Origin of the sequence: Eikenella sp. NML120348 (genome assembly GCF_001648435.1) — a bacterium.
GTDB classification, from domain to species: Bacteria; Pseudomonadota; Gammaproteobacteria; order Burkholderiales; family Neisseriaceae; genus Eikenella; species Eikenella exigua.
Genome location: NZ_LXSP01000004.1, coordinates 23,183 through 48,329 on the forward strand (window position 1 = coordinate 23,183; position 25,147 = coordinate 48,329).

27 protein-coding genes are annotated in these 25,147 nt (G+C 55.3%); 14 read left to right on the forward strand and 13 right to left on the reverse strand.

What is annotated here, in order from left to right:
• Positions 1-157 precede the first annotated feature (157 nt).
• Positions 158-505, reverse strand: a complete 348-nt coding sequence (locus tag A7P99_RS07195) for a YraN family protein (RefSeq protein ID WP_003823326.1) — start codon at positions 503-505, stop codon at positions 158-160.
• A 126-nt stretch (positions 506-631) separates the two neighbouring features.
• On the opposite strand from A7P99_RS07195, the gene rsmI reads away from it, so the two are divergent.
• Positions 632-1,507: a 16S rRNA (cytidine(1402)-2'-O)-methyltransferase gene (gene rsmI, locus A7P99_RS07200; RefSeq protein ID WP_067687083.1), complete on the forward strand. Its 876-nt coding sequence runs from the start codon at positions 632-634 to the stop codon at positions 1,505-1,507.
• 85 nt (positions 1,508-1,592) lie between these two features.
• Here the strand turns inward: rsmI and A7P99_RS07205 are convergent, their stop codons facing one another.
• The 6 genes from A7P99_RS07205 to gshB all read right to left on the reverse strand — a co-directional run bounded on the left by A7P99_RS07205 (position 1,593) and on the right by gshB (position 5,271).
• Positions 1,593-2,198 (reverse strand): murein L,D-transpeptidase family protein, encoded by a 606-nt coding sequence (locus A7P99_RS07205; protein ID WP_067687086.1) that lies wholly within the window; start codon positions 2,196-2,198, stop codon positions 1,593-1,595.
• Between the two features lie 81 nt (positions 2,199-2,279).
• Positions 2,280-2,561 carry a hypothetical protein gene (locus A7P99_RS07210; RefSeq protein ID WP_067448149.1) on the reverse strand — a complete coding sequence of 94 codons (282 nt, stop codon included), beginning with the start codon at positions 2,559-2,561 and terminating at the stop codon, positions 2,280-2,282.
• Positions 2,558-2,980 (reverse strand): hypothetical protein, encoded by a 423-nt coding sequence (locus tag A7P99_RS07215; protein WP_067448147.1) that lies wholly within the window; start codon positions 2,978-2,980, stop codon positions 2,558-2,560. Before A7P99_RS07215 ends, A7P99_RS07210 begins: the two co-directional genes overlap by 4 nt.
• A gap of 167 nt (positions 2,981-3,147) precedes the next feature.
• On the reverse strand, positions 3,148-3,510 hold the full coding sequence (locus tag A7P99_RS07220; RefSeq protein WP_067448146.1) for a diacylglycerol kinase: 363 nt from the start codon (positions 3,508-3,510) through the stop codon (positions 3,148-3,150).
• Positions 3,507-4,226: a DUF6796 family protein gene (locus A7P99_RS07225; protein WP_067448144.1), complete on the reverse strand. Its 720-nt coding sequence runs from the start codon at positions 4,224-4,226 to the stop codon at positions 3,507-3,509. The genes A7P99_RS07220 and A7P99_RS07225 overlap by 4 nt, the downstream gene beginning before the upstream one ends.
• 91 nt (positions 4,227-4,317) lie before the next feature.
• Positions 4,318-5,271: a glutathione synthase gene (gshB, locus tag A7P99_RS07230; protein WP_067448142.1), complete on the reverse strand. Its 954-nt coding sequence runs from the start codon at positions 5,269-5,271 to the stop codon at positions 4,318-4,320.
• Between the two features lie 188 nt (positions 5,272-5,459).
• On the opposite strand from gshB, the gene folE2 reads away from it, so the two are divergent.
• A complete protein-coding gene (gene folE2, locus A7P99_RS07235; protein WP_067448140.1) occupies positions 5,460-6,242 on the forward strand; it encodes a GTP cyclohydrolase FolE2 in 783 nt (260 codons plus the stop codon).
• 108 nt (positions 6,243-6,350) lie between these two features.
• Here the strand turns inward: folE2 and hpnC are convergent, their stop codons facing one another.
• A complete protein-coding gene (hpnC, locus tag A7P99_RS07240; RefSeq protein ID WP_067528552.1) occupies positions 6,351-7,166 on the reverse strand; it encodes a squalene synthase HpnC in 816 nt (271 codons plus the stop codon).
• A gap of 278 nt (positions 7,167-7,444) precedes the next feature.
• Here hpnC and A7P99_RS07245 point away from each other — a divergent pair, with 278 nt between their 5' ends.
• The 5 genes from A7P99_RS07245 to A7P99_RS10475 all read left to right on the forward strand — a co-directional run bounded on the left by A7P99_RS07245 (position 7,445) and on the right by A7P99_RS10475 (position 10,972).
• Complete coding sequence (locus A7P99_RS07245) at positions 7,445-7,912, forward strand: META domain-containing protein (protein ID WP_067441286.1); 468 nt, start codon at positions 7,445-7,447, stop codon at positions 7,910-7,912.
• Positions 7,913-8,050: 138 nt separating this feature from the next.
• Positions 8,051-8,872, forward strand: a complete 822-nt coding sequence (locus A7P99_RS09740; protein WP_082880700.1) for a hypothetical protein — start codon at positions 8,051-8,053, stop codon at positions 8,870-8,872.
• Between the two features lie 221 nt (positions 8,873-9,093).
• The gene (locus A7P99_RS07255) at positions 9,094-9,549 is read left to right on the forward strand and encodes a hypothetical protein (RefSeq protein WP_067448136.1); all 456 of its coding nucleotides are present in this window, start codon (positions 9,094-9,096) and stop codon (positions 9,547-9,549) included.
• 433 nt (positions 9,550-9,982) lie between these two features.
• Positions 9,983-10,075: a hypothetical protein gene (locus A7P99_RS10695; protein ID WP_345840833.1), complete on the forward strand. Its 93-nt coding sequence runs from the start codon at positions 9,983-9,985 to the stop codon at positions 10,073-10,075.
• 582 nt (positions 10,076-10,657) lie between these two features.
• Positions 10,658-10,972: a hypothetical protein gene (locus A7P99_RS10475; protein WP_231866525.1), complete on the forward strand. Its 315-nt coding sequence runs from the start codon at positions 10,658-10,660 to the stop codon at positions 10,970-10,972.
• A gap of 341 nt (positions 10,973-11,313) precedes the next feature.
• Here the strand turns inward: A7P99_RS10475 and A7P99_RS10085 are convergent, their stop codons facing one another.
• On the reverse strand, positions 11,314-11,562 hold the full coding sequence (locus A7P99_RS10085) for a hypothetical protein (RefSeq protein ID WP_153705692.1): 249 nt from the start codon (positions 11,560-11,562) through the stop codon (positions 11,314-11,316).
• A 166-nt stretch (positions 11,563-11,728) separates the two neighbouring features.
• A complete protein-coding gene (gene pncB / locus A7P99_RS07275) occupies positions 11,729-12,937 on the reverse strand; it encodes a nicotinate phosphoribosyltransferase (RefSeq protein ID WP_067448130.1) in 1,209 nt (402 codons plus the stop codon).
• A gap of 294 nt (positions 12,938-13,231) precedes the next feature.
• Between pncB and A7P99_RS07280 the strand changes: the two genes are divergently transcribed.
• From A7P99_RS07280 to A7P99_RS07305, 7 genes are all read left to right on the forward strand, one after another.
• Positions 13,232-14,239, forward strand: a complete 1,008-nt coding sequence (locus tag A7P99_RS07280; RefSeq protein ID WP_067528557.1) for a L,D-transpeptidase — start codon at positions 13,232-13,234, stop codon at positions 14,237-14,239.
• Positions 14,240-14,388: 149 nt separating this feature from the next.
• The gene (locus A7P99_RS10090) at positions 14,389-14,958 is read left to right on the forward strand and encodes a hypothetical protein (protein WP_153705541.1); all 570 of its coding nucleotides are present in this window, start codon (positions 14,389-14,391) and stop codon (positions 14,956-14,958) included.
• Between the two features lie 89 nt (positions 14,959-15,047).
• A complete protein-coding gene (gene der, locus A7P99_RS07285; protein WP_067528559.1) occupies positions 15,048-16,505 on the forward strand; it encodes a ribosome biogenesis GTPase Der in 1,458 nt (485 codons plus the stop codon).
• Between the two features lie 54 nt (positions 16,506-16,559).
• Positions 16,560-17,666 carry a tRNA 2-thiouridine(34) synthase MnmA gene (gene mnmA, locus A7P99_RS07290; protein WP_067528561.1) on the forward strand — a complete coding sequence of 369 codons (1,107 nt, stop codon included), beginning with the start codon at positions 16,560-16,562 and terminating at the stop codon, positions 17,664-17,666.
• Between the two features lie 116 nt (positions 17,667-17,782).
• Entirely contained in the window at positions 17,783-19,450 is a 1,668-nt protein-coding gene (locus A7P99_RS07295) for an AMP-binding protein (protein WP_067528564.1), read from the forward strand.
• A gap of 389 nt (positions 19,451-19,839) precedes the next feature.
• A complete protein-coding gene (hutW, locus tag A7P99_RS07300) occupies positions 19,840-21,672 on the forward strand; it encodes a heme anaerobic degradation radical SAM methyltransferase ChuW/HutW (protein ID WP_067448120.1) in 1,833 nt (610 codons plus the stop codon).
• 154 nt (positions 21,673-21,826) lie between these two features.
• Entirely contained in the window at positions 21,827-22,453 is a 627-nt protein-coding gene (locus A7P99_RS07305) for an NAD(P)-dependent oxidoreductase (RefSeq protein WP_067448118.1), read from the forward strand.
• Between the two features lie 155 nt (positions 22,454-22,608).
• Here the strand turns inward: A7P99_RS07305 and ispD are convergent, their stop codons facing one another.
• From ispD to rlmH, 3 genes are all read right to left on the reverse strand, one after another.
• Entirely contained in the window at positions 22,609-23,316 is a 708-nt protein-coding gene (gene ispD / locus A7P99_RS07310) for a 2-C-methyl-D-erythritol 4-phosphate cytidylyltransferase (protein ID WP_067448116.1), read from the reverse strand.
• Positions 23,313-24,035 carry a DNA polymerase III subunit epsilon gene (gene dnaQ, locus A7P99_RS07315; RefSeq protein ID WP_067448114.1) on the reverse strand — a complete coding sequence of 241 codons (723 nt, stop codon included), beginning with the start codon at positions 24,033-24,035 and terminating at the stop codon, positions 23,313-23,315. Before dnaQ ends, ispD begins: the two co-directional genes overlap by 4 nt.
• A 586-nt stretch (positions 24,036-24,621) precedes the next feature.
• Positions 24,622-25,092: a 23S rRNA (pseudouridine(1915)-N(3))-methyltransferase RlmH gene (gene rlmH / locus A7P99_RS07320; protein ID WP_067448112.1), complete on the reverse strand. Its 471-nt coding sequence runs from the start codon at positions 25,090-25,092 to the stop codon at positions 24,622-24,624.
• Between the last annotated feature and the right edge of the window lie 55 nt (positions 25,093-25,147).

A 25,147-nucleotide genomic window follows, 5' to 3' on the forward strand; every position in this document is an offset into this window, starting at 1 on the left:
CTCGGGCGAGCAAAGCACCGTTTAGGCTTGCCGGTGTGGTCAATACCAACCTCACTGCAAGCGCCAAGGCTACCTGAAAACCAGTAACGCAAGTTTCTGCAAAGCCAAAAAATCCAATCCTCTTTCAAGTAGCCTTGCGCCAGCACCGACTGCCGCTTCAATACCCGCCGATATTCTGCAACCACTGCGGCGGCTGATCGCCTTCAATCAAGATGGCATCGATACGGCAAGGTTGATTCGGCGCATTTTGCTGGAGCCAGGTTTCAGCGCTGCGGCTGAGTTTGGCCAGTTTGGCCGGAGTGATGCTCGCTGCTGCGCCGCCGAAGCTTTGGCTGCGCCGCTGCCGCACCTCCACAAACAAATACACCCCGCCCTGCTCGGCGATGATGTCGATTTCACCATAGCGGCAATGCCAGTTGCGCGCCAGGATACGGCAACCCTGTTTTTTCAAGTAGCCTGCGGCGGTATCTTCGGCAGCTTGGCCGGCAGCGTGGTTGAGGCGCATGGTTTTCCTTTCGTGCGATACCGCAAATCAGCTCCGCTTCCGCCACGGCCTATCCCGCCTTGTATCGGAAGCGAATTTAATTTGCTATAGTTTGCGGCGTTTCAAACGCAATCATACCCGAAGACCATGTGGCAAAAAATATTGGATAAGGCGGCCGCGCAGATTGAGCCGCAAACGCTGTATGTGGTGGCAACGCCCATCGGCAACCTGGCCGATATCACGCTGCGCGCGCTGGCGGTGTTGCAGCGGGCAGACTTGGTGTGCGCGGAAGATACGCGCGTGAGCCAGCAGCTGCTCTCGGCCTACGGCATCCGCGCCAAGCTCGTGAGCGTGCGCGAACACAATGAGCGGCAAATGACTGACACCATCACCGCCGCGCTCGCCGCCGGGCAGGTGGTGGCGCAGATATCGGATGCGGGCACGCCTGCAGTGTGCGACCCCGGGGCGCGGCTAGCCGCGGGCGTGCGGGAAGCGGACTTCAAGGTGGTGCCGGTGGCCGGAGCCAGCGCTGTGATGGCGGCTTTGAGCGTGGCCGGGGTAACGCAGTCGGATTTTTATTTTGCCGGCTTTCTGCCGCCCAAAGCGGGCGAGCGGGCGCAATGGTTTGAGCGTTGGCGCGAAGTGCCCTATGCCGTGGCAATGTTTGAAACGCCGCACCGCATCGGGGCGGCACTCGCCCAAATGGCAGAAATCCTGCCCAACCGGCATTTGGTGCTGGCACGCGAAATCAGCAAAACATTTGAAACCTTCATCAGCGGCAGCATGGCCGAAGTGCTGGCTGCCGTGCGTGCCGATGCCAACCAAACGCGCGGCGAGATGGTGCTGGTGCTGCACCCGCCCGAAGCCGCCGCTGCCAACGAACTGAACGACCAGGCGCGGCACATCATGAGCCTGCTTGCCGCCGAATTGCCGCCGAAAAAAGCCGCCGCGCTGGCTGCGGAAATCAGCGGGGCAAACAAGAAGGCGCTGTATGAATGGGCGGTGGCGCAGAAGCGGGAATAGAAACAACTTAACCACATAAGAGGCTACCTGAAAAACGATTTACCGTTTTCAGGTAGCCTCTTGCCATGCCGGACTACCCTGCCCGCTAAGGCAAAATCTCAATTTCAGCATGCGGTTTGACGTGAGCGTAAAGTTCGTCGATTTCGCCATCGGTTACGGCAATGCAACCGTGGGTCCAGTCGCGGCGCAGGTGTTGCGCGCCGATAACGCCTAAGCCGTTGCGCAGGCCGTGGATTTTGATGTCGCCACCAGGGCTTTTGCCTTGTGCAGCGGCATGGGCGCGGTCGGCAGCATTGGGGTAGGAAACGCCGAGATTTTTATGGTAGCTGCTGTGGGGATTGCGGTCGTTGATGGTGTAGCGGCCTTCGGGGGTTTTGCCGTCGCCTTCAAATTGTTTGTGGCCAACCGGGCTAAAGCCGAGTGCGATGGGATAGGTTTTCAGCAGATTGCCTTGCGCGTCGTAGGCATCCATTTCACGCTCGGCTTTGCGCACAATGAGTTTGGCAATTTCGCTGCCCGGCGGCAGGGCGGGCTGTTGCAATAGGCTTTGCTGCCTGGGGCTGAGGCCGGCACTGTTGCCTGTGTTGGGCAGGCTGCCGGGCGGATTGCTGCTGTGTCGCAGAAAAACATAGCCGCCGCCAAGCAGCAGAGGAATTGTGCCGAACAGGGCAAGGAGCGGTTTTTTATTCATGGGTTTGGCATCGATTTGAGCTTTACCGCAACTCGCGTGGCTCGTTTCCACTGCATTGAAGATTCGGTTTTCAGGTAGCCTTTAGGCTTCTTTGCCTGCTTCGTAGTGATAGTGCTCCAAATGGGCACTGCTGAAATTTTGGATGAATTGGGCGGTTTGTTGCTCGTCTTTGGTGGGGCGGATGATTTGGCTTTGCACTGCCCAATCATACACCGGCTGGTCAATCGGATAGGCAGTGAGCAGGCCGCTGAGGGCGTGTTGCCGAATCCAGCGCTCTGCGTTTTCTTTACCGGAAAAGCAGGCCGACACATTCCGGCTGCCGCTGCCTTGAAACACCCAAATCCGATTATCCGCCCGGCTCATGCCGCTGCCTCTTGGTTCAACCGCTCGAGCAGTGCGCCGTCTTTGCCGAATTCGGCCAGCGTACCGCCGATATCGAACCAGACTTGCTGGTTTGGTTCGCCGCTGCCGTCCAAATGCCAGGCCGCCCAGCTATACACGCCTTGGAGTTCGTGGGTGCGGCCGCCGCCGGACACGTGCAGGCAAAATTCAAAGGCCACGGCGGTGCGGTTTATGGTTACGGCTTCGGGATTGCTTTCGGAGCGGGTGCCGACGGTAAGCCAATCGGGCGGGGAGGTAACGGCAAAATCAAGCAGGCGGCTGTCGGCCACTTGTTCGCGCAGAATGCTTTCGATGCTGCGTCGGATTTCTGCATAGGGTTCGTCGGCAAACCATTGCAACATATGCCGGGTGTCGTCGAGGAGTTGGAAGTTGTCTTTCATGATTTTGAATCAGGTAGTTGTGGTTTCAGGTAGCCTCCACCCACCATGCTTTCTGCCACAGGGCTGGCGCGCACTTCTGCCTAGGCGGCCGCGGCCAAAAGCAGGCCGGAGAGGATAACGATTTGCTTAAGTTTCATATGCTATCCTTTCTATTAAACGGGGCTGGACTACAGGGTGCTTAAGGCCATCAGCCAAAAAACGCTAACGAGCAGCAACGCCACCAGCTGCGAGGCGGAGCCAGCATCTTTAGCGATTTTGGAGAGCGGGTGCAGCTCTTCGGAAATCCTGTCCACCACAGCTTCGATGGCGGTGTTGAACAGCTCCACAATCAGCGAGAGCAGCGATGCGCCCACCAGCAGCATGCGCACGGGGGTATCAAAATCGAAACAACACGCCAAGGGCAGCAGCACGGCATGCAGCCACACCAGCTGGCGGAAGGCGGCTTCGTTGCGGTAGGCGGCGGCGAGGCCGTCGCAGGAATATTGGGCGGCGGCGATAAGGCGCGCGAGGCCGCGTTTGCCGGGTTTCATCGATGCTCCTTTTGATGTTGGCGGTTGGAATAAAGACAATACCAAGCGGAGGCGAAAAACACCGCCTGGGCGATATTGAACGTTGCCCCGCCGATGCAGGCCGCTGCAGCAGATTGTGGAAACCGGCTGCACACGCCCGCCACCGCAGCGCCCACCGGCAAGGGGTTTGCCCATACCGAGGCACGCGGCAAGGCGGTTTGCCCACGCACGGTTTGCACCAGCAGCACCAGCCAGCCCGCGGCCAGCAGCCCCGCCGAGGCAAACCAATGCACCGTCAGCATGGCATGAAACGCCCGAAATTGCGCCAGTAGCAGCAGATAGGCTTCAGGCGGGCTATGCAGCAGGGTTTGCGCGCTGATGCCCATATAATAAAAGCCCGCATGCCCCAAAGGCGAGAGTGCATAGCCTGCCGAGAGCAGGCACAACACCGCACCTGCCGCCCTGCCGCGCAGCAAACGGCGCACACCGAAAGCCGAGGCCAAATAAAATGGCAGGCTGAAAGTGGCGGGCAACACGCCCCAAAACAGCCGATGCGGCGATCCGGCCAGCATCAGCACTGCCAAATCCACATCGTCGCCCAGGCCTGCGGCCAGTGTGTGCGAAAACAGCGGATACTGCTCCGGCGACTGCACAAAGCCCACCAGCAGCATATCCGCCACCGTCCAACACAGCGCAGCCAACAGGCCGGGCAACAATAATGTGTGTGATTTGGTCATTTTGTGTACTCCGAATGAACTAAAAGCTACCTGAAAATGCAGCACAGCGGAATTTCTGCAAAGCTAAAACGTGGGCTCCAATGAAGCGAAACTACCGTGCGTTCCGTTCCACTGCATCGATAAATTTAGCGGCTACGTCGAAGCCTTTTTGCTTGGTGATTTCTTGGAAACCGGTGGGGCTGGTGACGTTTACTTCAGTCAAATTTTCGCCAATCACGTCCAAACCCGCCAGCAAAATGCCGCGCCGCTTCAGCTCGGGGGCGAGGGTTTCGGCGATTTCGCGGTCGCGCTCGCTCAATTCCTGCGCCACGCCGCGCCCACCTGCGGCCAGATTGCCGCGCGTTTCGCCCTGCTGCGGAATGCGGGCAAGGGCAAAGGGCACGACTTCGCCGTCAATCACGAGGATGCGTTTGTCTCCGTGCACGATTTCGGGGATGTAGCGTTGCGCCATGATGGTGCGCGTATCCAGCCGCATCAGGGTTTCGAGGATGCTGCCGATATTCGGGTCGCGCTCGGTGAGGCGGAAAATGCCCATGCCGCCCATGCCGTCGAGCGGTTTCACGATGATGTCGCCGTGTTCGGCTAAAAAGGCGCGCACGTCGGCAGCTCGAGTGGAAACGAGGGTGGGCGCGGTGAATTGGGCGAAATTCAAAATGGCGAGTTTTTCGTTGAAGTCGCGCATGGCCTGCCCGCTGTTGAACACTTTTGCGCCCTGCTGTTCGGCGAGGGTGAGCAGTTGGGTGCTGTAGAGATATTGCATATCGAACGGCGGGTCGGTGCGCATAATCACGGCATCAAAATCGGCAAGCGCACGTTGTTCGGCTGAGGCTACCTGAAACCAGTTGTGGTCATGATCATCTTTCGCGCCGATGAATTCAAAAGGCGCGGCTTGGGCAACTACTTTGCCGTTTTGCACGGAGAGTTCGCCGGCAAGGGTGTGGTGCCATTTGTGCCCGCGCTTGGCGGCTTCGCGCATCATGGCGTAGGTGGTGTCTTTGTAGGTTTTGAAGGTGGCCAGCGGGTCGGCGATGAAGAGGATGTTCATGGCAGTCCTTTAAACAGGGGGGTGCGGGCGGTATGATAAACCAAAACCAGGCAACACACCCGATTGCACAAAATTGTGGCCATAAATCTGAGCTATAAACTCACGCCAACAATTGCCCGGCGGCAGCGGCAGGGCTATACTTCGCCCCCTTAATCCACCGCCACACACACCCGATAAGGAAACCACGGATGAATGCCATTGCCGACGTGCAAAGCAGCCCCGACCAACGCAATATGCCCATCAACCAAGTGGGCATCAAAGACCTGCACTTCCCGCTGCAAATCCAGGGCGCAGAAGGCGTGCAGCACACTATCGCCCGCATCGGCATGACCGTTGCCCTGCCTGCCTCGCAAAAAGGCACGCATATGTCGCGCTTTGTGGCGCTGATGGAAGAGCGGCAGCACCTGGTGCTCGATTTCACCAGCCTGCACCAGCTCACGCTCGATATGCTGGAGCGGCTCGATGCCCAAGCCGGCCGCATCAATATCAGCTTCCCCTTCTTCCGCAAAAAGGCCGCCCCCGTGAGCGGCATCACCTCGTTTCTCGACTACGCCGTCACCTGGCAAGGCGAAGTGTCGGCCAGCAGAGAATACAGCCACCAAATCAAAGTATTGGCTCCGGTTACCAGCCTATGCCCCTGCTCCAAGGAAATTTCGCAATACGGCGCGCACAACCAGCGCTCGCACGTTACCGTTACCCTCACCTGCCACAAGCAGGAAGTTTCCATTGAAGAAATCATCGATTTGGTGGAAAACAAAGCCTCCTGCCAGCTCTACGGCCTGCTCAAACGCCCCGATGAGAAATACGTTACCGAGCACGCCTACGAAAACCCCAAATTCGTGGAAGACATGGTACGCGACATCGCCGTGGCGCTGAAAAACGACCCACGCATCGACCGCTTCAGCGTGGAAAGCGAAAACTTCGAAAGCATCCACAACCATTCAGCCTATGCGCTGATTGAGTATCCTTGAAGTTAACAATATTGCCGTGCAACAAAAAGGCTACCTGAAAACGAGCCCGCAAGTTTCTGCGAAGCTAAAATTTTCAGGTAGCCTTTTGGCTGGGCTAAATAAAACTGCTCACTTCTTGAGCCAAGCCCGTTTCAGCATCAGCCACCAATCTTTCGCGCCGAGTACAGGGCGGCGGGTGAAGACGTTGTAGTAGTTTTCCTCCAGCTTGCGCAGGATGCTTTGCCCGCCGAGGATAATCAGGCGCAGCTCGAAGCCGATGCGGCCATGCAAAGTTTTGCCCAGCGGGGAGCCGGCTTTGAGCATTTTGTGGGCGCGCTGGCATTGGTGCGCCATCAGGCGTTGGAAGGCGGCGTCGGCGCGGCCTTCGGCGATTTGCGCTTCGCTCACGCCGAATTTCTCTAAATCGTCTTGCGGCAGATAAACGCGGCCTTTCTGCCAATCCACGGCCACGTCTTGCCAGAAGTTGATGAGTTGCAGGGCGGTACAGATGCCGTCGCTTTGGGCGAAGCTGAGTGTATCGGTGTGCCCGTAGAGATGCAGCAGCAGCCGGCCGATCGGATTGGCACTGCGGCGGGCGTAATCCACCAGCTCGCCAAAGTGCTGATAGCGGGTTTTCACCACGTCTTGGCTGAAGGCGGAAAGCAAGTGGTAGAAAGGTTCAAGCGGAAGATTGAACGGCCGGATAGCTTCGCGCTCGAGCCGCTGCATCAATTCGCTGTGCGGGGTTTGCCCGGCGGCTAGGCGGTCGAGCTCGGCGCGCAGATTATCAAGCTGGCGCAGGCGCTCTTCGTTGGGCAAATCGCCTTCGTCGGCTATATCGTCGGCAGTGCGGGCGAACGCATAAATGGCGTGCACCGGTCGGCGCAGGCGGCGCGGTAAAACCAGCGAGCCGACGGGGAAATTTTCGTAGTGTCCGACTGACACGGTGTGTCCTTGTGTTTGTTAGAATATTCGGGTTGTTCCAAATAGGAAGGAAGCGAGGCAGCGAGCCACAGGCAGCACAGCTAAATGAACCAACGCCGTATCGTTCCTATTTGGGGCGACTATACTATAGTTTTCAGGCAGCCTTTGCCATACTGTTTGCCTTTCTCAAAACAAAATGTTTTTAAATTGCTATATTTCAATTAACACTACAACACCCTCGGGTGTATAATCCAAATATATTGGATTCAATAATTTTCCACCAGATAGGAGCCCACACGATGAAACCGATTTATCTTGCCGCCTTCCTACTCACCGCTTGCGCCGCCCACCCCAACCCTGCCGACAGCGCACCACCGCCCCCCGCTGGGCCAGACCGGCCTGCACCTGCCGCCACAGCACCAAGCGCACCCGCAGCAGAACTCTCCCGCCACGGCTGGCGCATCACCCGCATCGGCCGCCACGCCGCCAACGGATCGTTGGAGTTCAACGCCAACAATCGCGTGAACGCCTCGTTCGGCTGTAACTCCCTATCCGGCCACTTCAGCCACCAAGGCCAAAATCTGCAAATCGGCGAACTCGCCACCACTCTGATGCTCTGCCCGCCGAACGTTCAGGCGCAGGAAGAGCGGCTCTCTGCCGCCTTTGCCCGCACCGCCGCCTACCGCATCAACGGCAACAGGCTGGAACTGCTCGACCGCAGGCAGCATGTTCTCCTGCAAGCCGAACCAATCCGCTCGGTACGTTAAGCCCCAATCAGGCTACCTGAAAATGGTTTTTCAGGTAGCCTGATTAACATAAGAAAAGATTAGTTAAATTCCCGCACATTGGCTATAATCTGTCTGTTGTTCCCCTTTTATTACTTTCTTAACCAGAAGGAGCATTCCATGCAGAAATTTACTCTTGCCGCCATCGCCACTCTGATGGCTGCTGCCCCCGCCTTCGCTGCACCTGCGCAGGCGGATAACTGGCTGCCCGAAGCACAAAGAATCAACCGCGAAATCGTGCGTCAACGGAGTGCCGATGCGCGAGAACTCCAGCTGTTCAACGGCAATCTGGCACAAAACCGCAGCCAAAACCACACCATTCAGCTCGAGGCCAGCAAATCCTACGTATTCTTTGCCGACTGCGACCGCCAATGCTCCAACATCGACCTCAAGCTGACCGATAGCAACGGCAAAACCATCAAAGAAGATAACGACGACGACGACAACCCCGTCATCAACAGCACTATTGCAACCAGCGGTACCTACACCCTCACCGCCAGCATGGCCAAATGCGAAGCCTCTTCCGGCTGTGCCTACAGCATCCAAGCCTTTGAAAACGGCCCTTGGCTGCCCGAAGCACAAAAAATCAACCGCGATATAGTGCACAGAAAAGACGCCCAAGCTCGTCAAATCCATCTGTTTAGCGGCCGTGCTGCTAAAGAGCAAAACCGGAGCCACCAGGTACAGCTTACCGCCGGCAAATACTACAGCTTCTTCGCCGACTGCGACTACTCTTGCAGCGACATCGACCTGACCCTAAAATCAGCCAATGGCCGCGTGGTTAAAGAAAACAGCGACGACGATGATTTCCCCATGTTCGGCTGGCGTGCTAACCGCACCGGCAGCTACACCCTCACTGTTACCATGCCGAAATGCAGCACCGAACAATGCGAATACAGCAGCCAGGTATTCATGGGCACCAAACCCGTATTCAATCGCTGAACTCGAGTGCACTTAAAGAAGGCTACCTGAAAACGAGCTCGCGAGTTTCTGCGAAGCTAAAATTTCAGGTAGCCTTTTGCCTTCCCTAACCCGTCCGAAAACACAAAGTACATAACCATAAACCAGTGATTTTAAAAATATAGGAAAGTAGAGCATTTCTCAAGTTTACATTATAATGCGTACACTTTTACTCATAATATAACCAAACAAAAGGAAGAAACATGAAAAAATTTGCCGTTTTAGGCCTGGTTACCCTAATCGCCGCCCCTGCCGCCTTGGCCGCGCCTGGCAGTTCATGGCTGCCTGAAGCCCAGCAGCTCTACAAACAAGTTATTCAGGAGAAAGATCCCGGCGCCCGCCAAGCCAACCTGTTCCAAGGCAGCGCCAAATCAGGTGAAACCAAAAACCACCAGGTTCAGCTTACCGCCGGCAAATATTACTCCTTCTTCGCCGCCTGTGACCTTGGCTGCAACAACATCGACCTGACCCTAAAATCAGCCGACGGCAGCATAATCAAAGCCGACACTGAAGAAGACGACGCCCCTATGTTCGGCTTTCGCGCCACCCATACCGGCCGCTACACTTTGAGTGTAACCATCCCCGGCTGCCAAACTGCTGGCAGTTGTAAATACAGCAGCCAAGTATTTGTTGGCAGCCGCAACATATTCAACGATTAATTATGCCAAACCATGCAAACAGGCAGGCTGCAAGCTTGCCTGTTTTTTATTGCCTTGGCTCAGGCTGCCAAATGAAAGGCTACCTGAAACTTTCAGATATAGCTAAAGCAATTATTTCTTCATATGGTGTCGGCTCGCCTTACCGTACTCTTATACTATCTGCAGCTCGCCGCCTTGTAGGGAAAAATGCGCTTCAGCCATAGCCTGTAAAAGAGGAAACCAAGCCCATCCGCTATAATCCGCCCCAACCTTGTGGAGGGACCCATCATACCCCAAACCATCGACACCATCCGCGAAATCCGCATTGCCTAGCCCGAACCCTTTGAATACAGCCAAATCAGCAGCCAGCTTCGGCAAAAACCTCTGCATCGAAGGCACAGACGAATAGCAAGTTTGCCTCAGCGACCAGCAAATTGGCAACGTCCAATTCAAAATCAGCCAAGGCCGCCAGCCTTGCTGGAAACTCAACGAACGCTTCGGCGTACCAGACATCGCTGTCAAGTGCAGCACAATCTGCGCTGACTAGCAGCACTGCCTTTTCAGCCACCTGCACGACCGCATCGTCCCTCCCCGGCTGCGTCCTCAACGTAAGCTTTGACCTGCATGACTACTTTTTAAGCCTAGACATCGATACCGACCTGCACTCCCTGCCCGCCGTCTCCCACTTCGGCGAAGCCGAACCATGCCCGACACCCCAATACCGCCCGAGTTTGGGTAGAGCAGAAACTGGACGAATTTAATCCCAGAGCAGCCGAATAGGGTTTCAGGTAGCCTTCAATCCAAACACCATTAAGGATTACAGCCTACAGTTTCAGGTAGCCCGCACCACGAATGTAGAACCTACCCGCGAGGCTACCTGAAAATATAAACACCAGGCAAAACTGCCCGAACAGGAATAAAACCCCATGCCAAACACCAACCTTATCCGCACTTTCGCCCAAACCTTCGGCCTGCCTTACACACCAGAGCCGCAAAATCTGCCTTAGCCGACAAGCGCCACCTGCATTTAGGCAAGCTGACGGATTTCTACTGCCATTATAGACAGTACATGACCGGGCGAAAATCCGTGTGCCGACTACTGGCTGGAAATGCAAACCTTGTTCCTGCAATGGCTGCCTTATGCAGGTTTGCCCGATATTTGGAACGATTGGGCGTTTGGCTGAAACAACAAGGTGAAACAATATTTGCCAATAGACGGCTGGCGCGAAAATGGGCGGTATTTGGCAACATGTTTGACGACTCGATACTGTTCGCCGACACCGCCGTGCCCGGCAGCCTCGTTTATTGGCTGATGACTGGACACGGCACCGTGGAAAACCGCCGCTTTGTTGCGCCATCCGTGGCTGTCTTAATGCAAACGCTACTGGCAATACACCCGCTTCGAACAAGAGCGGCAGGGTTTGAAGCAGCATTTTGGGGCTAATGCGGCACGAACAATTTACTTTTCCCGACACATACGCACGCATCCAATGAAGATTGGGAGTATTTAGCAGATTGGGATGGGAAAGGACCTGAAACTTTCAGGCAGCCTTTAGCACAACCAACATTGCGGGTGCAACTTACGTTTGCAGATAGCCCGTACTAACGTTGCAGGCGGATATAAAACCCACCCTTACAAATTTTCAGGAGCCATATCGGGCAGAGCGGCTTAGCATCACCCGACATAAGGCAGCAAGCCGCTACCCATTTATTCCGCTACCTGCTGCTTAACCCAACAAACAAACATATTGTCTGCATTTCCCTGCCCCATCAACAAAACCGGCGTCATAATCTCCGTTCCAAACTCAGGAACAGTGGTGTGGAAAGTATTTTCCACCCAAGAACAAAAGGCAGGTTGGGTTTGACAAAAAGTTTGTCTTTATTATGGTTGGGTGGCAACAGCAGCAAATCACCTCGGCAGATTTCATCATAACCAATAGCCAGCAGGCACAGAAAATCCAATCTGTTCCGTGCCATCGTACACAGCATATCGGAGTCCGAACCAGAGCCAAGGTAAACGATGCTGGTTGCCACACACAGCCATAAAGATCGGCCAGCCCGAAGCAGCGGTACATAGTTTTAATGATGACGGCCAGGTAGCCAGCCATTTCATATTAGTAGAAATCCGAAGGGCATGGATAAAGTTTCAGGTAGCATCTAAATGCTAGCAGCAAGAGGTTACCTGAAAATTTTTCACGTCCTATTGCATGTCGGCAATTTCGAACACTTGGCGCAGATAGGCGAGGAAGGTATTGTTATCGCCCATGGTTTTGCCGGGACTGTCGGAGAGTTTGGCTACGGATTGACCGTTGCACTCCACCAGTTTGAGCACGATGTTCAAAGGCTTGTGCCCCATGTCGTTGGTCAGGTTGGTGCCGATGCCGAAGCTGGTTTTGAAGCGGTCTTTGAAGTATTGGTGCAGCGCCCAGGCTTTTTCCAAATCGAGGCCGTCGGAGAAAGTGAGCATTTTGGTACGGCTGTCGATTTTGAGCTTTTGGTAGTGGGCGTAGGCTTTTTCGCCCCACACATAGGGATCGCCGCTGTCGTGGCGCAGACCGTCGAAGAGTTTGGCAAAATAAAGGTCGAAATCGCGCAGGAAGGCATCCATGCCCACCACGTCAGTGAGCGCAATGCCGAGGTCGCCGCGGTATTCGCGCACCCAGCTTTCCAGTGCGGCTTTTTGGAAATCGCGCAGGCGCACGTCTAAAGCTTGGAAGGCTTGCATAAATTCGTGCGCCATGGTGCCGATGGGGATGAGGCCGAGTTTTTTGGCCAGATAAACGTTGCTGGTGCCGCGCAGGCAGCTGGGGGCGGCTTGGTTCAGCGTGTGCACCACGTGTTCCTGCCAGGCGAGATTGTAACGGCGGCGTGTGCCGAAATCGGATACGAGGAAAGGCGGCTCGCCTATCTGTTGGGCAGCAGCATAGCCCCGCAACAGTTCAGCCTTAACCTGTAGACGGCGTTCGCCTTCAGCCAGCACTGCAGGAGTCTCAAGGCGGCGGGAGTAGAGTTCGTTCACAATCGCCAACACGAAAATCTCGAAAAACATGGCTTGGATAATCGGCCCTTCCACATGGACGCAGAGCCGGTTCTGCTCATCCACAGAAATTTGGATGAAGCGGCGTTTGAGCTGGAATAACTCCAAATAATCAACAAAATCGCTTTTGATAAAGCGCAGGCTGCGCAGATAGTTGAGTTCTTCGGGAGTAAGACGCAGGGTGCACAGGGCATCGAGCTCGGCTTCTAGCTCGCTGCGGATATCCACCAGCGGATACACGCATTCTTCCAGATTGCGGCAGCGGAATTCATACACGCCGTGCGCCTGTGGAAATTGGTGCAGAACTACTTGCAGCATAGTGAATTTGTAGAGGTCGGTGTCCAGCAAGGATTGGATGATGTGGTGTTGCATGGCTGCTCCGTGAAGTGAGTGAACAGAAAAGCAGTGAATGTGGTTTGGGTTTTGTAAGACGCTGGGCTTTCAGGTAGCCTGAAATTTTTGCTAACTTATTATTCTATTACATTTAAACAAATCAAACCGAGCCGGCCGTGCATAAACTATGCGCCGTAATCGGAACAATGTGTGGCATTAAAACACGTTTTACCGCTTTCAGGTAGCCTGCCGCATCGAGCGGTGGCAGTTTCGGGTATCATGACACCATTATCGTCTTTACAACACGCAAACTTATTTTTCCCAACGATTAACATGAAAAAACTCGCATTACTTTGCCTCCTGGCCACCGTCGGCACCGCCGCCGCCAACAACACCCCGCTGCCCGATTTCTCACCGGTGGCCGAAGGCCAGCACGTCGTCATCAACATCCCGCAGATGCGCCTTTTCCTGTATGAAAACGGCCAACTGAAAAACATCTATCCCGTGGCCGTGGGTAAAAACCGTACCCGCACCCCGCTGGGCAACTACAACATCGGCTCCAAAGCCTACAACCCCACTTGGGCCATCCCTGCAAGCATCCGCCGCGAGCGCGCTGCCGCCGGTCTGCCCGCAATCAGCAGCATCCCGCCCGGCCCGAGCAACCCGCTGGGCCCGGTATTTGTGCGCTTGGGCCCGCCGCGCTTAGGCTTGGGTATCCACGGCACCAACGCCCCCGCCAGCGTGCCCGGCATCCGCAGCCACGGCTGCGTGCGCATGCACAGCAACAACGCGCTGCAATTCGCCCGCAGCGTGCACACCGGTGCCAACGCCGCCGTGATCTACCAGCTGGCCAGCCTCAATGCCGATGCTAACAACCACCTCTGGCTCGCCGCCTATGCCGACCCCTACCAGCAGCGCAACCTGAACACCACCGCCCTGCGCCAAAGCATCGCCGCCTGGTCGCAGGCCAACGGCCTCACCGCCAACCCAGCCCGCATCAACAGCGTTTTGCGCAGCCGCAACGGCCGCTTGGTTTGCATCACCTGCCAAAACGCCAATGCCCGCGTGCAGGGCAAATTACAATCTGTGGCCTGGCAAAACGGCGCTGCCGAGCTGAGCCGTCCGCAAGCTGTGGAAGCCTCCGAGCCCCAGCAGCAGGACGAAATCCTGCCTGAAGGCAGTGCTGTGGAAGCACTCACCGACGGTACCGGCAGCACTGAAACCCCGATTCCCGCCAGCGCCCGCCCTGCCCCGCGCCGCCGCACCGAGCCACGCGAACGCCCCCTGCCCGCCACGCCCGTGCAGCCGCAGGATATTCCGCTGTCGGACACCTTGCTGTAAGCCAAATAGAAACCTGCCGTTTTTTAGGAACGGCAGGTTTTTGGTTTCAGGTAGCCTTACTCCCACACCAAGCTACCTGAAGAATACTTATCCGTACTAACCCATAACAAGCTATAATCTTATTCTCCAGTAAATAATTCATTTAAAAAATGACACCTATAGGAATAAATTGGTCAGAAATTTTAAGCCTCATAGCAACAATTATCTCTGCTATTGCAGCATTATATATTGGCAAATTAACAAGAACATTAGCAATTGCCACTGAAAAAATGGCAGATGCTGTTTCACAGCCTCATGTCGTTGTAACCTTTATACCAAACCAATGGTCAATGAACCACTTTGATATTCATGTAGATAATACCGGCAACGCAACAGCCTATGATATCGAAATCGTATATCCACCATCACTTAAGCGAGAGATGGGATCAAATACAGATAGCTTACCTTTTAGAAAAATTAGTATATTAAAGCCTAATCAAAAACTAACCTGTTCTTTTGCAACTTATGAATACCTTTACGATTTTTCATCAATTGAAATCTTGATAAAATGGAAAAGACACCCTACTGATACCAAGCAAGAATATAATAAATATATCCTAAGCATGAATGATTATGAGGTTTTTGGAAGGTTGGGAGATACTCCAGAAATAACTATTTCAAATAGCATTAAACAGATATCTGAAACTCTAAAAAACATTAATCTTAAATTAAAACAATAGTCTCCATCTATTATCTTGTGTTATTCATAAAACACCTGCTCGCCGCCCGAACCCGCATTCAGGCAGCCTGATACAGAAAGACTAACATCATGAAACCCACCATCGCCCTAGTCGGCCGCCCCAATGTGGGCAAATCCACCCTGTTCAACCGCCTCACGCGCACCAAAGACGCGCTGGTGCACGACCTGCCCGGCCTCACGCGCGACCGCCACTACGGCCACGGCAAAGTCGGTAGCAAGCCTTATCTGGTAGTGGACACGGGCGGCTTCGAGCCCGTGGTGGATAGCGGCATTCTGCACGAAATGGCCAAGCAAACCCTGCAGGCCGTAGATGAAGCCGATGCCGTGATTTTCCTGGTGGACGCACGCGCCGGCCTTACGCCGCAAGACAAAATCATCGCCGACCGACTACGCCAAAGTCCGCGCCCCGTGTATCTGGCCGTGAACAAAGGCGAAGGCGGCCGCCGCGATGTGCTGGCTGCCGAATTCTACGAACTGGCCTTGGGCGAACCACACGTGATTTCCGGCGCGCACGGCGACGGCGTGTATTATCTGATGGAAGAAGTGCTGGAAAACTTCCCCGAAGCCGCAGAAGAAGACAGCGAAGTCAAACACCCTGTGTTCGCCGTCATCGGCCGCCCTAATGTGGGTAAATCCACGCTGGTGAACGCCATTTTGGGCGAAGAGCGCGTGATTGCCTTCGATATGGCTGGCACCACCCGCGACAGCATCCATATCGACTTCGAACGCGACGGCAAGCCCTTCACCATCATCGACACCGCAGGCGTACGCCGCCGCGGCAAGGTGGAAGAAGCGGTGGAAAAATTTTCTGTCATCAAAGCCATGCAGGCAGTAGAAGCCTCCAATGTGGCCGTATTGGTGCTGGACGCGCAGCAAGACATTGCCGACCAAGACGCGACCATCGCCGGCTTCGCGCTGGAGGCCGGGCGGGCGCTGGTGGTGGCGGTAAACAAATGGGACGGCATTTCCGAAGAGCGGCGCAACGCGATTAAAAAAGACATCGAGCGCAAGCTGCACTTCCTCGATTTCGCCAAATTCCACTTCATTTCCGCCCTGAAAGAACGCGGCATCGACGGCCTGTTTGCCAGCATCCAATCGGCCTACGACGCGGCCTTCATCAAAATGCCCACGCCCAAAATCACCCGCGTATTGCAATCGGCCATCGAACGCCAGCAGCCCGCCCGCGCCGGCCTAGTGCGCCCGAAAATGCGCTATGCCCACCAAGGCGGCATGAACCCGCCCGTGATCGTGATTCACGGCAATTCGCTGCAACACGTGGCCGACAGCTACACCCGCTACCTCACACAAACCTTCCGCAAAGCCTTCAACCTGCAAGGCACGCCGCTGCGCATCCAATACAATATTTCCGACAACCCCTACGAAGATACGGCGGAAAAAACCAAAAACAAACCCCTGCGCCGCACCACCTTGAGCAACCGCATCGCCAAACGCGACGAAAAAGCCCGCAGCAAAGCCAAAACCAAAAAACGCCAAGTGAGCGTGAAAAAACGGCAAGGCCAATCTTAAAATTAAAAGGCTACCTGAAAACTTTCAGGTAGCCCCACCTAGAAACCAAACATTATGCCTACCCCGCAAAACATCATCGTCGGCCTGTCCGGCGGCGTCGATTCCTCCGTAACCGCCCACCTGCTCAAGCAGCAGGGACACCAAGTGCACGGCGTGTTCATGCAAAACTGGGAAGACGACGACAACGACGAATACTGCAGCATCAAGCAGGATTCTTTCGACGCCATCGCCGTGGCCGACATCATCGGCATCGACATCGACATCGTCAATTTCGCCGCCCAATACAAAGACAAAGTATTCGCCTACTTCCTGCAAGAATACCAAGCCGGCCGCACCCCCAACCCCGACGTGCTGTGCAACGCCGAAATCAAATTCAAATGCTTTTTGGATTACGCCATCGAGCAAGGCGCCGAAGCCATCGCCACCGGCCACTACGCCCGCAAAGAAGTGCGCAACGGCAAGCATTACCTGCTCAAAGGCTTGGATGCCAACAAAGACCAAAGCTACTTCCTCTACCGCCTTCAGCCCTCCCAGCTCGAACGCGCCCTCTTCCCGCTCGGCCACTTGGAAAAGCCCAAAGTGCGCCGCATTGCCGCCGAAGCCGGCCTGCCCACCGCTGCCAAAAAAGACAGCACCGGCATCTGCTTCATCGGCGAGCGCCCCTTCCGCGAGTTTCTGCAAAAATACCTGCCCACCAGCGAAGGCGATATGGTTACGCCCGAAGGCAAAGTCGTGGGCAAACACGTCGGCCTGATGTTCTACACCCTCGGCCAGCGCAAAGGCTTAGGCATCGGCGGCGCAGGCGAGCCGTGGTTTGTGGCCGGCAAAGATTTGGCCGCCAACCGCTTAATCGTGGTGCAAGGCCACCAACACCCGCTATTATTTTCAGGTAGCCTCACCATGAGCCAATTAAGCTGGACGCTGCCTGAAAACCCCGGCGAAGCACACGGCAGCCGCCCACCCGAAGGCCGCTACACCTGCAAAACCCGCTACCGCATGGCCGATGCGCCCTGCCAACTGCGCTATTTGGGTGATGACTCTGCCGAGCTGGTATTCGACGCGCCGCAATGGGCGGTTACCCCCGGCCAATCCGCCGTGCTGTATGATGGCGACGTCTGTCTGGGCGGCGGCATTATCGACCAAGCCGGCGCAGGCGTTTAACCCCTTTAAACCAAACATAAAACCCAGCAACACAAACCTTAAAGGCTACCTGAAAGCACAGTGCGGCAAGTTGCTGCGAAGCTGAATTTTCAGGTAGCCCCTATCAGGAGACCAAATTGGAAAAAATCTGGCTGCAAAGCTATCAGGAAGGTGTACGCCCCGAAATCGACGTGCGCCGCTACAGCTCAATCTGCGAAGTATTCCACGAAACCGCCTACCTCTATGGCAAGCGCTCCGGCTTCACCAACTTCGGCAAGGTGCAAACCTATGCCCAAACTGCGCGCCTGGCCGAGCAGTTCGCCTCCTATCTGCAAAACGTACTCAAGCTGGAAAAAGGCAGCCGCGTGGCCGTGATGCTGCCCAATCTGTTGCAATACCCCGTGGCCGTATTCGGCATTTTGCAGGCCGGCGGCATCGTGGTGAACGTAAACCCGCTCTACACCCCGCGCGAATTGCAACACCAGCTGAAAGACAGCGGCGCCACCACCATCCTGGTGTTGGAAAACTTTGCCCACACGCTGGCCGAAGTGGTGGCCGAAACCGATGTGAAACACATTATCCTCGCCTCGGTGGGCGATTTGCTCGGCTTCTTCAAAGGCGGCCTGATGAATCTGATTGTGCGCCATGTGAAAAAAATGGTGCCGCCCTACGATCTGCCCCACTTCGTGCGCTTCAACCACGCACTCAAGCAAGGCGCGGCGCACACCTTCCATCCCGTGCCGGTTACGCTCGAAGACACCGCCTTTCTGCAATACACCGGCGGCACCACCGGCGTATCCAAAGGCGCCATCCTCTCGCACGGCAATATCTGCGCCAATATGCTGCAGGCCGAAGAGTGGATTCAATCCAACCTTACTGTCGAGGGCGAACTGGTGGTAACCGCGCTGCCGATGTACCACGTGTTCGCGCTCACGGTAAACCTGATGATCTTCACCCGCATCGGCGCGCAAAACCTGCTCATCACCAACCCGCGCGATATTAAATTTTTCATCAAAGAACTGAAAAAATATCGCGTGAGCGTGCTGCCCGCCGTAAACACTCTGTTCAATGCCCTGCTCCACCATCCCGATTTTCAAAGCGTGGATTTCTCCAGCTGGAAACTGTGCCTGGGCGGCGGCATGGCGGTGCAAGAAAACGTGGCCGAACAATGGAAAGCGCTCACCGGCCAGCCGATTGTGGAAGTGTACGGCCTCACCGAAGCCAGTCCCGGCGTATGCGCCAACCCGCTGAACATCAGCGACTACAATGGCACCGTAGGCCTGCCCATCTCCAACACCGAGGTAGAAATCCGTGACAGTGAAGGAAACGAAGTGCCACTGGGCGAAATCGGTGAATTGTATATTAAAGGCCCGCAAATCATGCAGAGCTACTGGCAACACCCTGAAGAAACCGCCGCTGTGCTGGACGAGCGCGGCTTCCTCGCTACCGGCGATATAGTGAAAATGAACGAACAAGGCTTCATCAAACTAGTGGATCGCAAAAAAGACATGATTGTGGTATCCGGCTTCAATGTGTATCCAAACGAAGTGGAAGAAGTGGTGGCGAAACACCCGATGGTGCTGGAAGCCGCCTGTATCGGCGTGCCCAGCAACAAAACCGGCGAAGCCCTGCGGCTTTTCGTGGTGAAAAAAGACCCGGCACTCACCCGCGAAGAAATCATCGCCTTCTGCCGCACCCAGCTCACCGCTTATAAAGTGCCAAAAGACATTCAGTTCCGCGACGAGCTGCCTAAATCCAACGTGGGCAAAATCCTGCGCCGCGAGCTGCGGGAAGAGAAACAGTAGTTGGCAGCAAGGCAAAAAATGGGCAGCTCGGTCTACACCAGCTGCCTATTTTTTGTAAACCACAGTAAAGCAAAATTAAGCTTCAACAATTCCGCTCAGCATACCAAAGGCTAGTTGAAACCACCACCTCGTTTTCCAGGTAGCCTTCCCTATAGCTGAAACAATTATTTTTGCATACAAGGCGGTGAGCTGAAGACAGTACAGGAGTATGGAGAAGCGAACCAACGCAGCATGAAGAAATAATTGCTTTAAATATACAGAAATCTTATAAAAATAAACCACTAGAATAAGGTAAAGGAAAACGCTTCTACTCTGCTATTTCAGCAACACCATTCCATGTAGTAGAATCAATTCCTATTTTGTTTACTATCTGCCAATAAATAAAGTCTATGTCTGCTGCCACCACCCCACAAACCATCAAAACCATCCGCTGGCCGTCGAAAGAAGCTGCGCCGCAAGCCTTTCCCGAAAGGCAGGCGTTGATGCCGATTTGGGGCGGCGTGCCCGTGCCGATGCCGCAATGGCAGAAACTGTGGCAAAGCCAAATCGCCCATTCGCTCAATGAAGACGGCCTGGCCTACCTCCACATCCCCTTCTGTGCCAACCACTGCGTGTTCTGCGGTTTCTACCGTAACGCCTGGAAAGAAGAGCATGGCGGCGCGTATGTGGACAAAGTGATTGATGAGCTGGCCGCTGAAGCCGAACAGCGCAGCGGCAGCGGCAAAATCCAAGCCGTGTATTTCGGCGGCGGCACGCCCACCGCGCTCGACACGCCCGACCTAGTTCGCCTCATCCGCGCCTGCTACCAATACCTGCCGCTGGCCGACGATTGCGAATTCACCCTTGAAGGCCGCATGAGCCATTTCGGGCTCGACAAAGCCCGCGCCGCCGTTGAAGCCGGCGTGAACCGCATTTCCATCGGCATTCAAACCTTCAACACCACCATCCGCCGCCGCCTTGGCCGTAAACACAGCGGCGAAGAAGCCTATGGCTACCTGAAAGAACTGTGCGGCCTCGATGCTGTGATTGTGGCCGACCTGATTTTCGGCCTGCCCGGCCAAACCGATGAAATTTGGGCGCACGACATCGAACGCGCCGCCGGCCTGCCCCTGTCGGGCCTCGACACCTACGCCTTCAACTGCTACCCCTTCCTGCCCATCAACCGCATGATTGAAAAAGGCGCATTCCCGCCGCTGTTCGGTTTTGATGTGCAATCCCAACACTACGCCTACGCCGTGCGCGAACTGGCACGGCTCGGCTGGCAGCAAGTGAGCAACAACCATTTCGCCTATCCCGGCCGCGGCGAGCGCAACCGCTACAACACCCTCGTCAAATCCAATATGCCCTGCCTCGCCTTCGGTTCCGGCGCAGGCGGCAACTTCGGCGGCTTCAGCTACCAAGTGCAGAGCGACCTAAAAGGCTACCTGAAAGCCCCTGCCGGCCAAAAAGCCCTCTCCTTCATGAGCCGCCACGGCCGACACAAAACCCTGCTCGGCCAAGTGCAGCACGACATCGAACTCGGCCGCATCGACACCACCCTGTTTGCCGACAACGCCGAAGCGCAAACCCTACTGCGCCAATGGCAGCAAGCCGAGCTCCTAACCATCCACGAGAACGGCCAGGCCATTCTCAACACCAGCGGCCGCTACTGGTCGCCCACCCTCACCCGTAAACTGATGATATCCCTCCCACCTGATGAAAAGGAAAGCACTATGCAAAAACTCTCTACCGAACAGCAAACCGTATTGCGCAACTCTCTGGCCGAAAAACCCGGCCAAATCCTCGAAATGCTTGCCGGCCAGCACCAATGCAGCTTTGAAGACGTGATCAACTGCCTGCCTGCACAGCTCATCAAGAAAACCGAAGGCAACCGCTTTGTCGAAATCATGCAAGCCCTTGCCGGCTGGGACGAAGCCGTTACCTTCATCGCCCACACCCCCGACGTGATTGCCGAAGTAACCGGGAAAATCCCCAACGGTAAAGTCGGCCGCGGCTTCTACAACTTCGAACATGCCGAAGAAGGCGGCATCCACGGCCACATTTATTATGAAAACTGCGCCGCCATCTACCTGATCGAACGCCCCTTCATGGGCAAAGACACCGTGTCGCTCAACTTCGTCAACCGCAACGGCGGCGCCATGTTCAAAATCTTCGTCGGCCGCGATGAAGCCGGCGAACTCAAACAAAACCAAATCCAAGCCATGCGCGCCCTGTTCGCCTAAACCCACCCGGATAGTTTGAAGGCTACCTGGAAATGCAGTCTTCACATAGTGAAGGCGTAGTTTCTGTGAAGCTAAAACCAAAAGGCAGCCTGCACTCTTGCCGGAATATTTATCCGCGCAAACCTCCCAACCATTTCCCCACAGGAGCACCACCATGCTGATGATATTCGGCGCCAACGGCTCCAGCGGCCGCCAACTCATCCAACGGCTTCCCAACCCCCAAGCTGCTGTAGCCGCATTAAGGCTACCTGAAACCGATGACTTCTTCGCCCGACACCACATCCGCACCACCGTTGCCGACGCACTCGACGCAGAAGCCGTCGCCCAAGCCATACAGCAATACCGGCCCGATACCGTCGTCAGCTTTGTCGGCGGCAAAAACGAACAAGGCATCCGCAGCGACGCCACCGGCAACATCCACATCATCCGCGCCCTCGAACAGCACGCCCCCCAAGCCTACCTCATCCTCGTTACCAGCATGGGCTGTGGCAAACAATACGCGCTGATGAGTGACATGTTCAAACAAGCTCTGGGCGAAGCCGTGGCCGCCAAAACCGAAGCCGAAAACGCCCTGCGCCAAAGCCCCCTCGCCTGGACCATCCTGCGCCCCTGCGGCCTTGCCAACGGCGACGACACCACCTATCAGCTGCACGAACAGCTCCCCGCCATCCCCCGCCAATACATGACCCGCACCGCCCTCGCCACCGCCGTGCGCCAAATCATCGATGAAGACGGGCATGATGGTAAGGTGTATTCGGTGACTTCCGGGGAAGCCGCTTAAACCATCCAGCCAAAACCAACGGGCAAACCGCTTCCAAATAGCAGTTTGCCCGTTATTTCAGGCTACCTGAAAACCAGATGGAACTTTCAGGTAGCCTCAAGCACAATAAGGGCTACCTGAAAAATATTCAGCCAAGCAAAAGAAGCTTGGCTTTTTCAGGTAGCCTCATCTTGCAACAGCAGCCGTGCAATCCTCTCGTCTGCCGGCCAAGTCAGTTTCAAATTGCGGCTGTCGCCCTGCACCAGCAGGGGTTGCAAACCCAGCTGTTCAACGGCGGAGGCCTCGTCGGTAATCTCCGCCGGATTGGCGGCAGCCAGCGCCCGTTGCAGCAACTCGGCGGGAAAAAGCTGCGGGGTTTGTGCCTGCCACAAACCGCTTCGGCTCACCGTTTCGGCAATGTGATTTTCGCCGTTGCCACGTTTGAGGGTATCGGCCACGGGCAAAGCCAAAATGCCGCCAACCGGATGCTGCCCTGCTTCTTGCAACAGCCGCCGCAAGGCTTCAGCAGGCAGGCAGCAGCGGGCGGCATCGTGCACCAGCACTTTATCGTCCGGCCGCATCACGCCGTGTTTCAGCAGCGAATTCAGCCCGTTAAACACGCTTTCGGCACGGCTCTCGCCGCCGCAATACAGCGTTCGCAGTTTGGCAGCCAAGTTTTCAGGTACCCCCACTTCCTGTTCAAACCACGCATCATCCCGCGCCAACACCACGGCTACCTGAACAATCTGCGGCTCGGCCAATAGGCGACACAGGGTGTGCTCCAGCACGGTGCGGCCTGCTATCCGCACGTATTGTTTGGGCAGGGCGGCGCCGAAGCGGCTGCCCACGCCGGCCGCGGGCACGAGGGCGAAATAGCGGCTCATGGCGTTTTCCGCCAGATGCTGCCGCCTTCGGCTTTTTTGTCCAACTCGTCCAGGTAGGCTTCATGTGCAGCGTTTTCCTCGGCATTGGCAGCCAGCACTTTCAGTTGCGCCGGGCGTTCGGTAGGCGCGATCACCACAGCGGGCGCATCGGCTTCGGCACTTTCTTCTTCGGCAAACTGGTCGGCCAAGCTGAATTGCGAGCGGGTCATGCCCAGATAAACTTCACTCAGCAGTTCGCAGTCGATTAATGCGCCGTGGAATACGCGTTTGCTGCGATCCACTTCGAGGCGGGTACACAAGGCATCCAGTGAGTTTTTCTGGCCGGGATACATGGCGCGCGCCATCACCAGCGTATCCACTACATTAGCAGTCAGCTCCTCCACGCTCGGCAGGCCGGCTCGGCGGAATTCGGCGTTGAGAAAGCCCACATCGAAGGGAGCGTTGTGGATAACCAGCTCGGCACCGGCAATAAAATCGGCAATCTGTTGCCCGATTTCGGCAAACTTGGGTTTGCCTTCGAGCTTATCCAGCGTAATGCCGTGCACTTTGACGGCTTCTTCAGGAATGTCGCGCTCGGGGTGGACGTATAAATGCAGATAGTTGCCGGTAAGTCGGCGGTCGATCATTTCCAGGCCGGCAAATTCGATGAGGCGATCGTCGCGATCATAATAAAAACCGGTGGTTTCTGTATCAAGAATGATTTGGCGCAAATGTTTCATCGGAGTATAGCTTTAATAATGTTGGCAAATGGGAAGCATCTTAACTCATAGCGGACTAACTTTAAATCAAGGCAAGGCAGCGAGCCGCAGATAGTACACACATGCAGTAAGGCAAGCCAACACATACTAGTTTGTTAGACTGCAGCAAAGACTGCTTGGCCGGCAATGCGGCAATACTTCGAATTAGCTTATCTGGCAGTAAAAATGATTTGTAGGATTAACAAATTATTACACGATATCTACGTTAATAGTAATAATTATCATTTGATGATATAGCCATTCTTCGGTATAATACATGCACGTTCAGTAAAGTAAGACGGTTCTATCTTGTGCTGAACTGCTAAATTTCAGCATTTCGCTCTGTTACGAGATGTTTAGTTTTGGTAGTGGTTTGTGTTCCTTTTTGCGCCCCGCTTTTGCCGGGGCAATTTTTTATGTGCGGCATAGGTATATGTAAATAGCTAAAACATATTTTTATACAAGGCTGCAAGCCACAGACAGTACGAGTAGTTACGACAAGGCGAGCCTATGCAGTAGGAAGAAATAAGCGCTTTAGCTATATTCAAATCATATTAAAAATGAAACATTATTCACGATGATACGGATGATTATGCAGAATCGACACCGCCCGATACAGCTGTTCGGTGAGCAACACGCGCACCATGCCGTGCGGCAGGGTGAGGCTAGAGAGGCGCAGCATCAGGCCGGCTTGTTGTTTGATGCGCTTGGTGAGCCCGTCTGCCCCGCCGATTACCATGCAAACATGCCGCCCGTTCTGCTGCCATTTTTTCAGGTAGCCTGCCAGCTCCTGCGAAGTGGGCGCAACGCCGCGCTCGTCTAACACCACCAAAAACGCATCGGCCGGCATGGCTTCCAAGATGCGTTTTTCTTCCGCCGCCATGCCCTGCGCCGCATTCACGCCCGCACCGCGCTTTTCCGGCTTGATTTCTTTCAGGGTGTATTTGATGTCGCGGCCGAAGCGTTTGGCATATTCCTTCACGGCTTTGTCCACCCAACTGGGCATTTTGCTGCCCACGGCCAATATGGTGATGTTCATGGTTTGCCTCGCTCCCGCCCTGCCCTAGCAGGGTGGTTTTGTCTTTTCAATAACA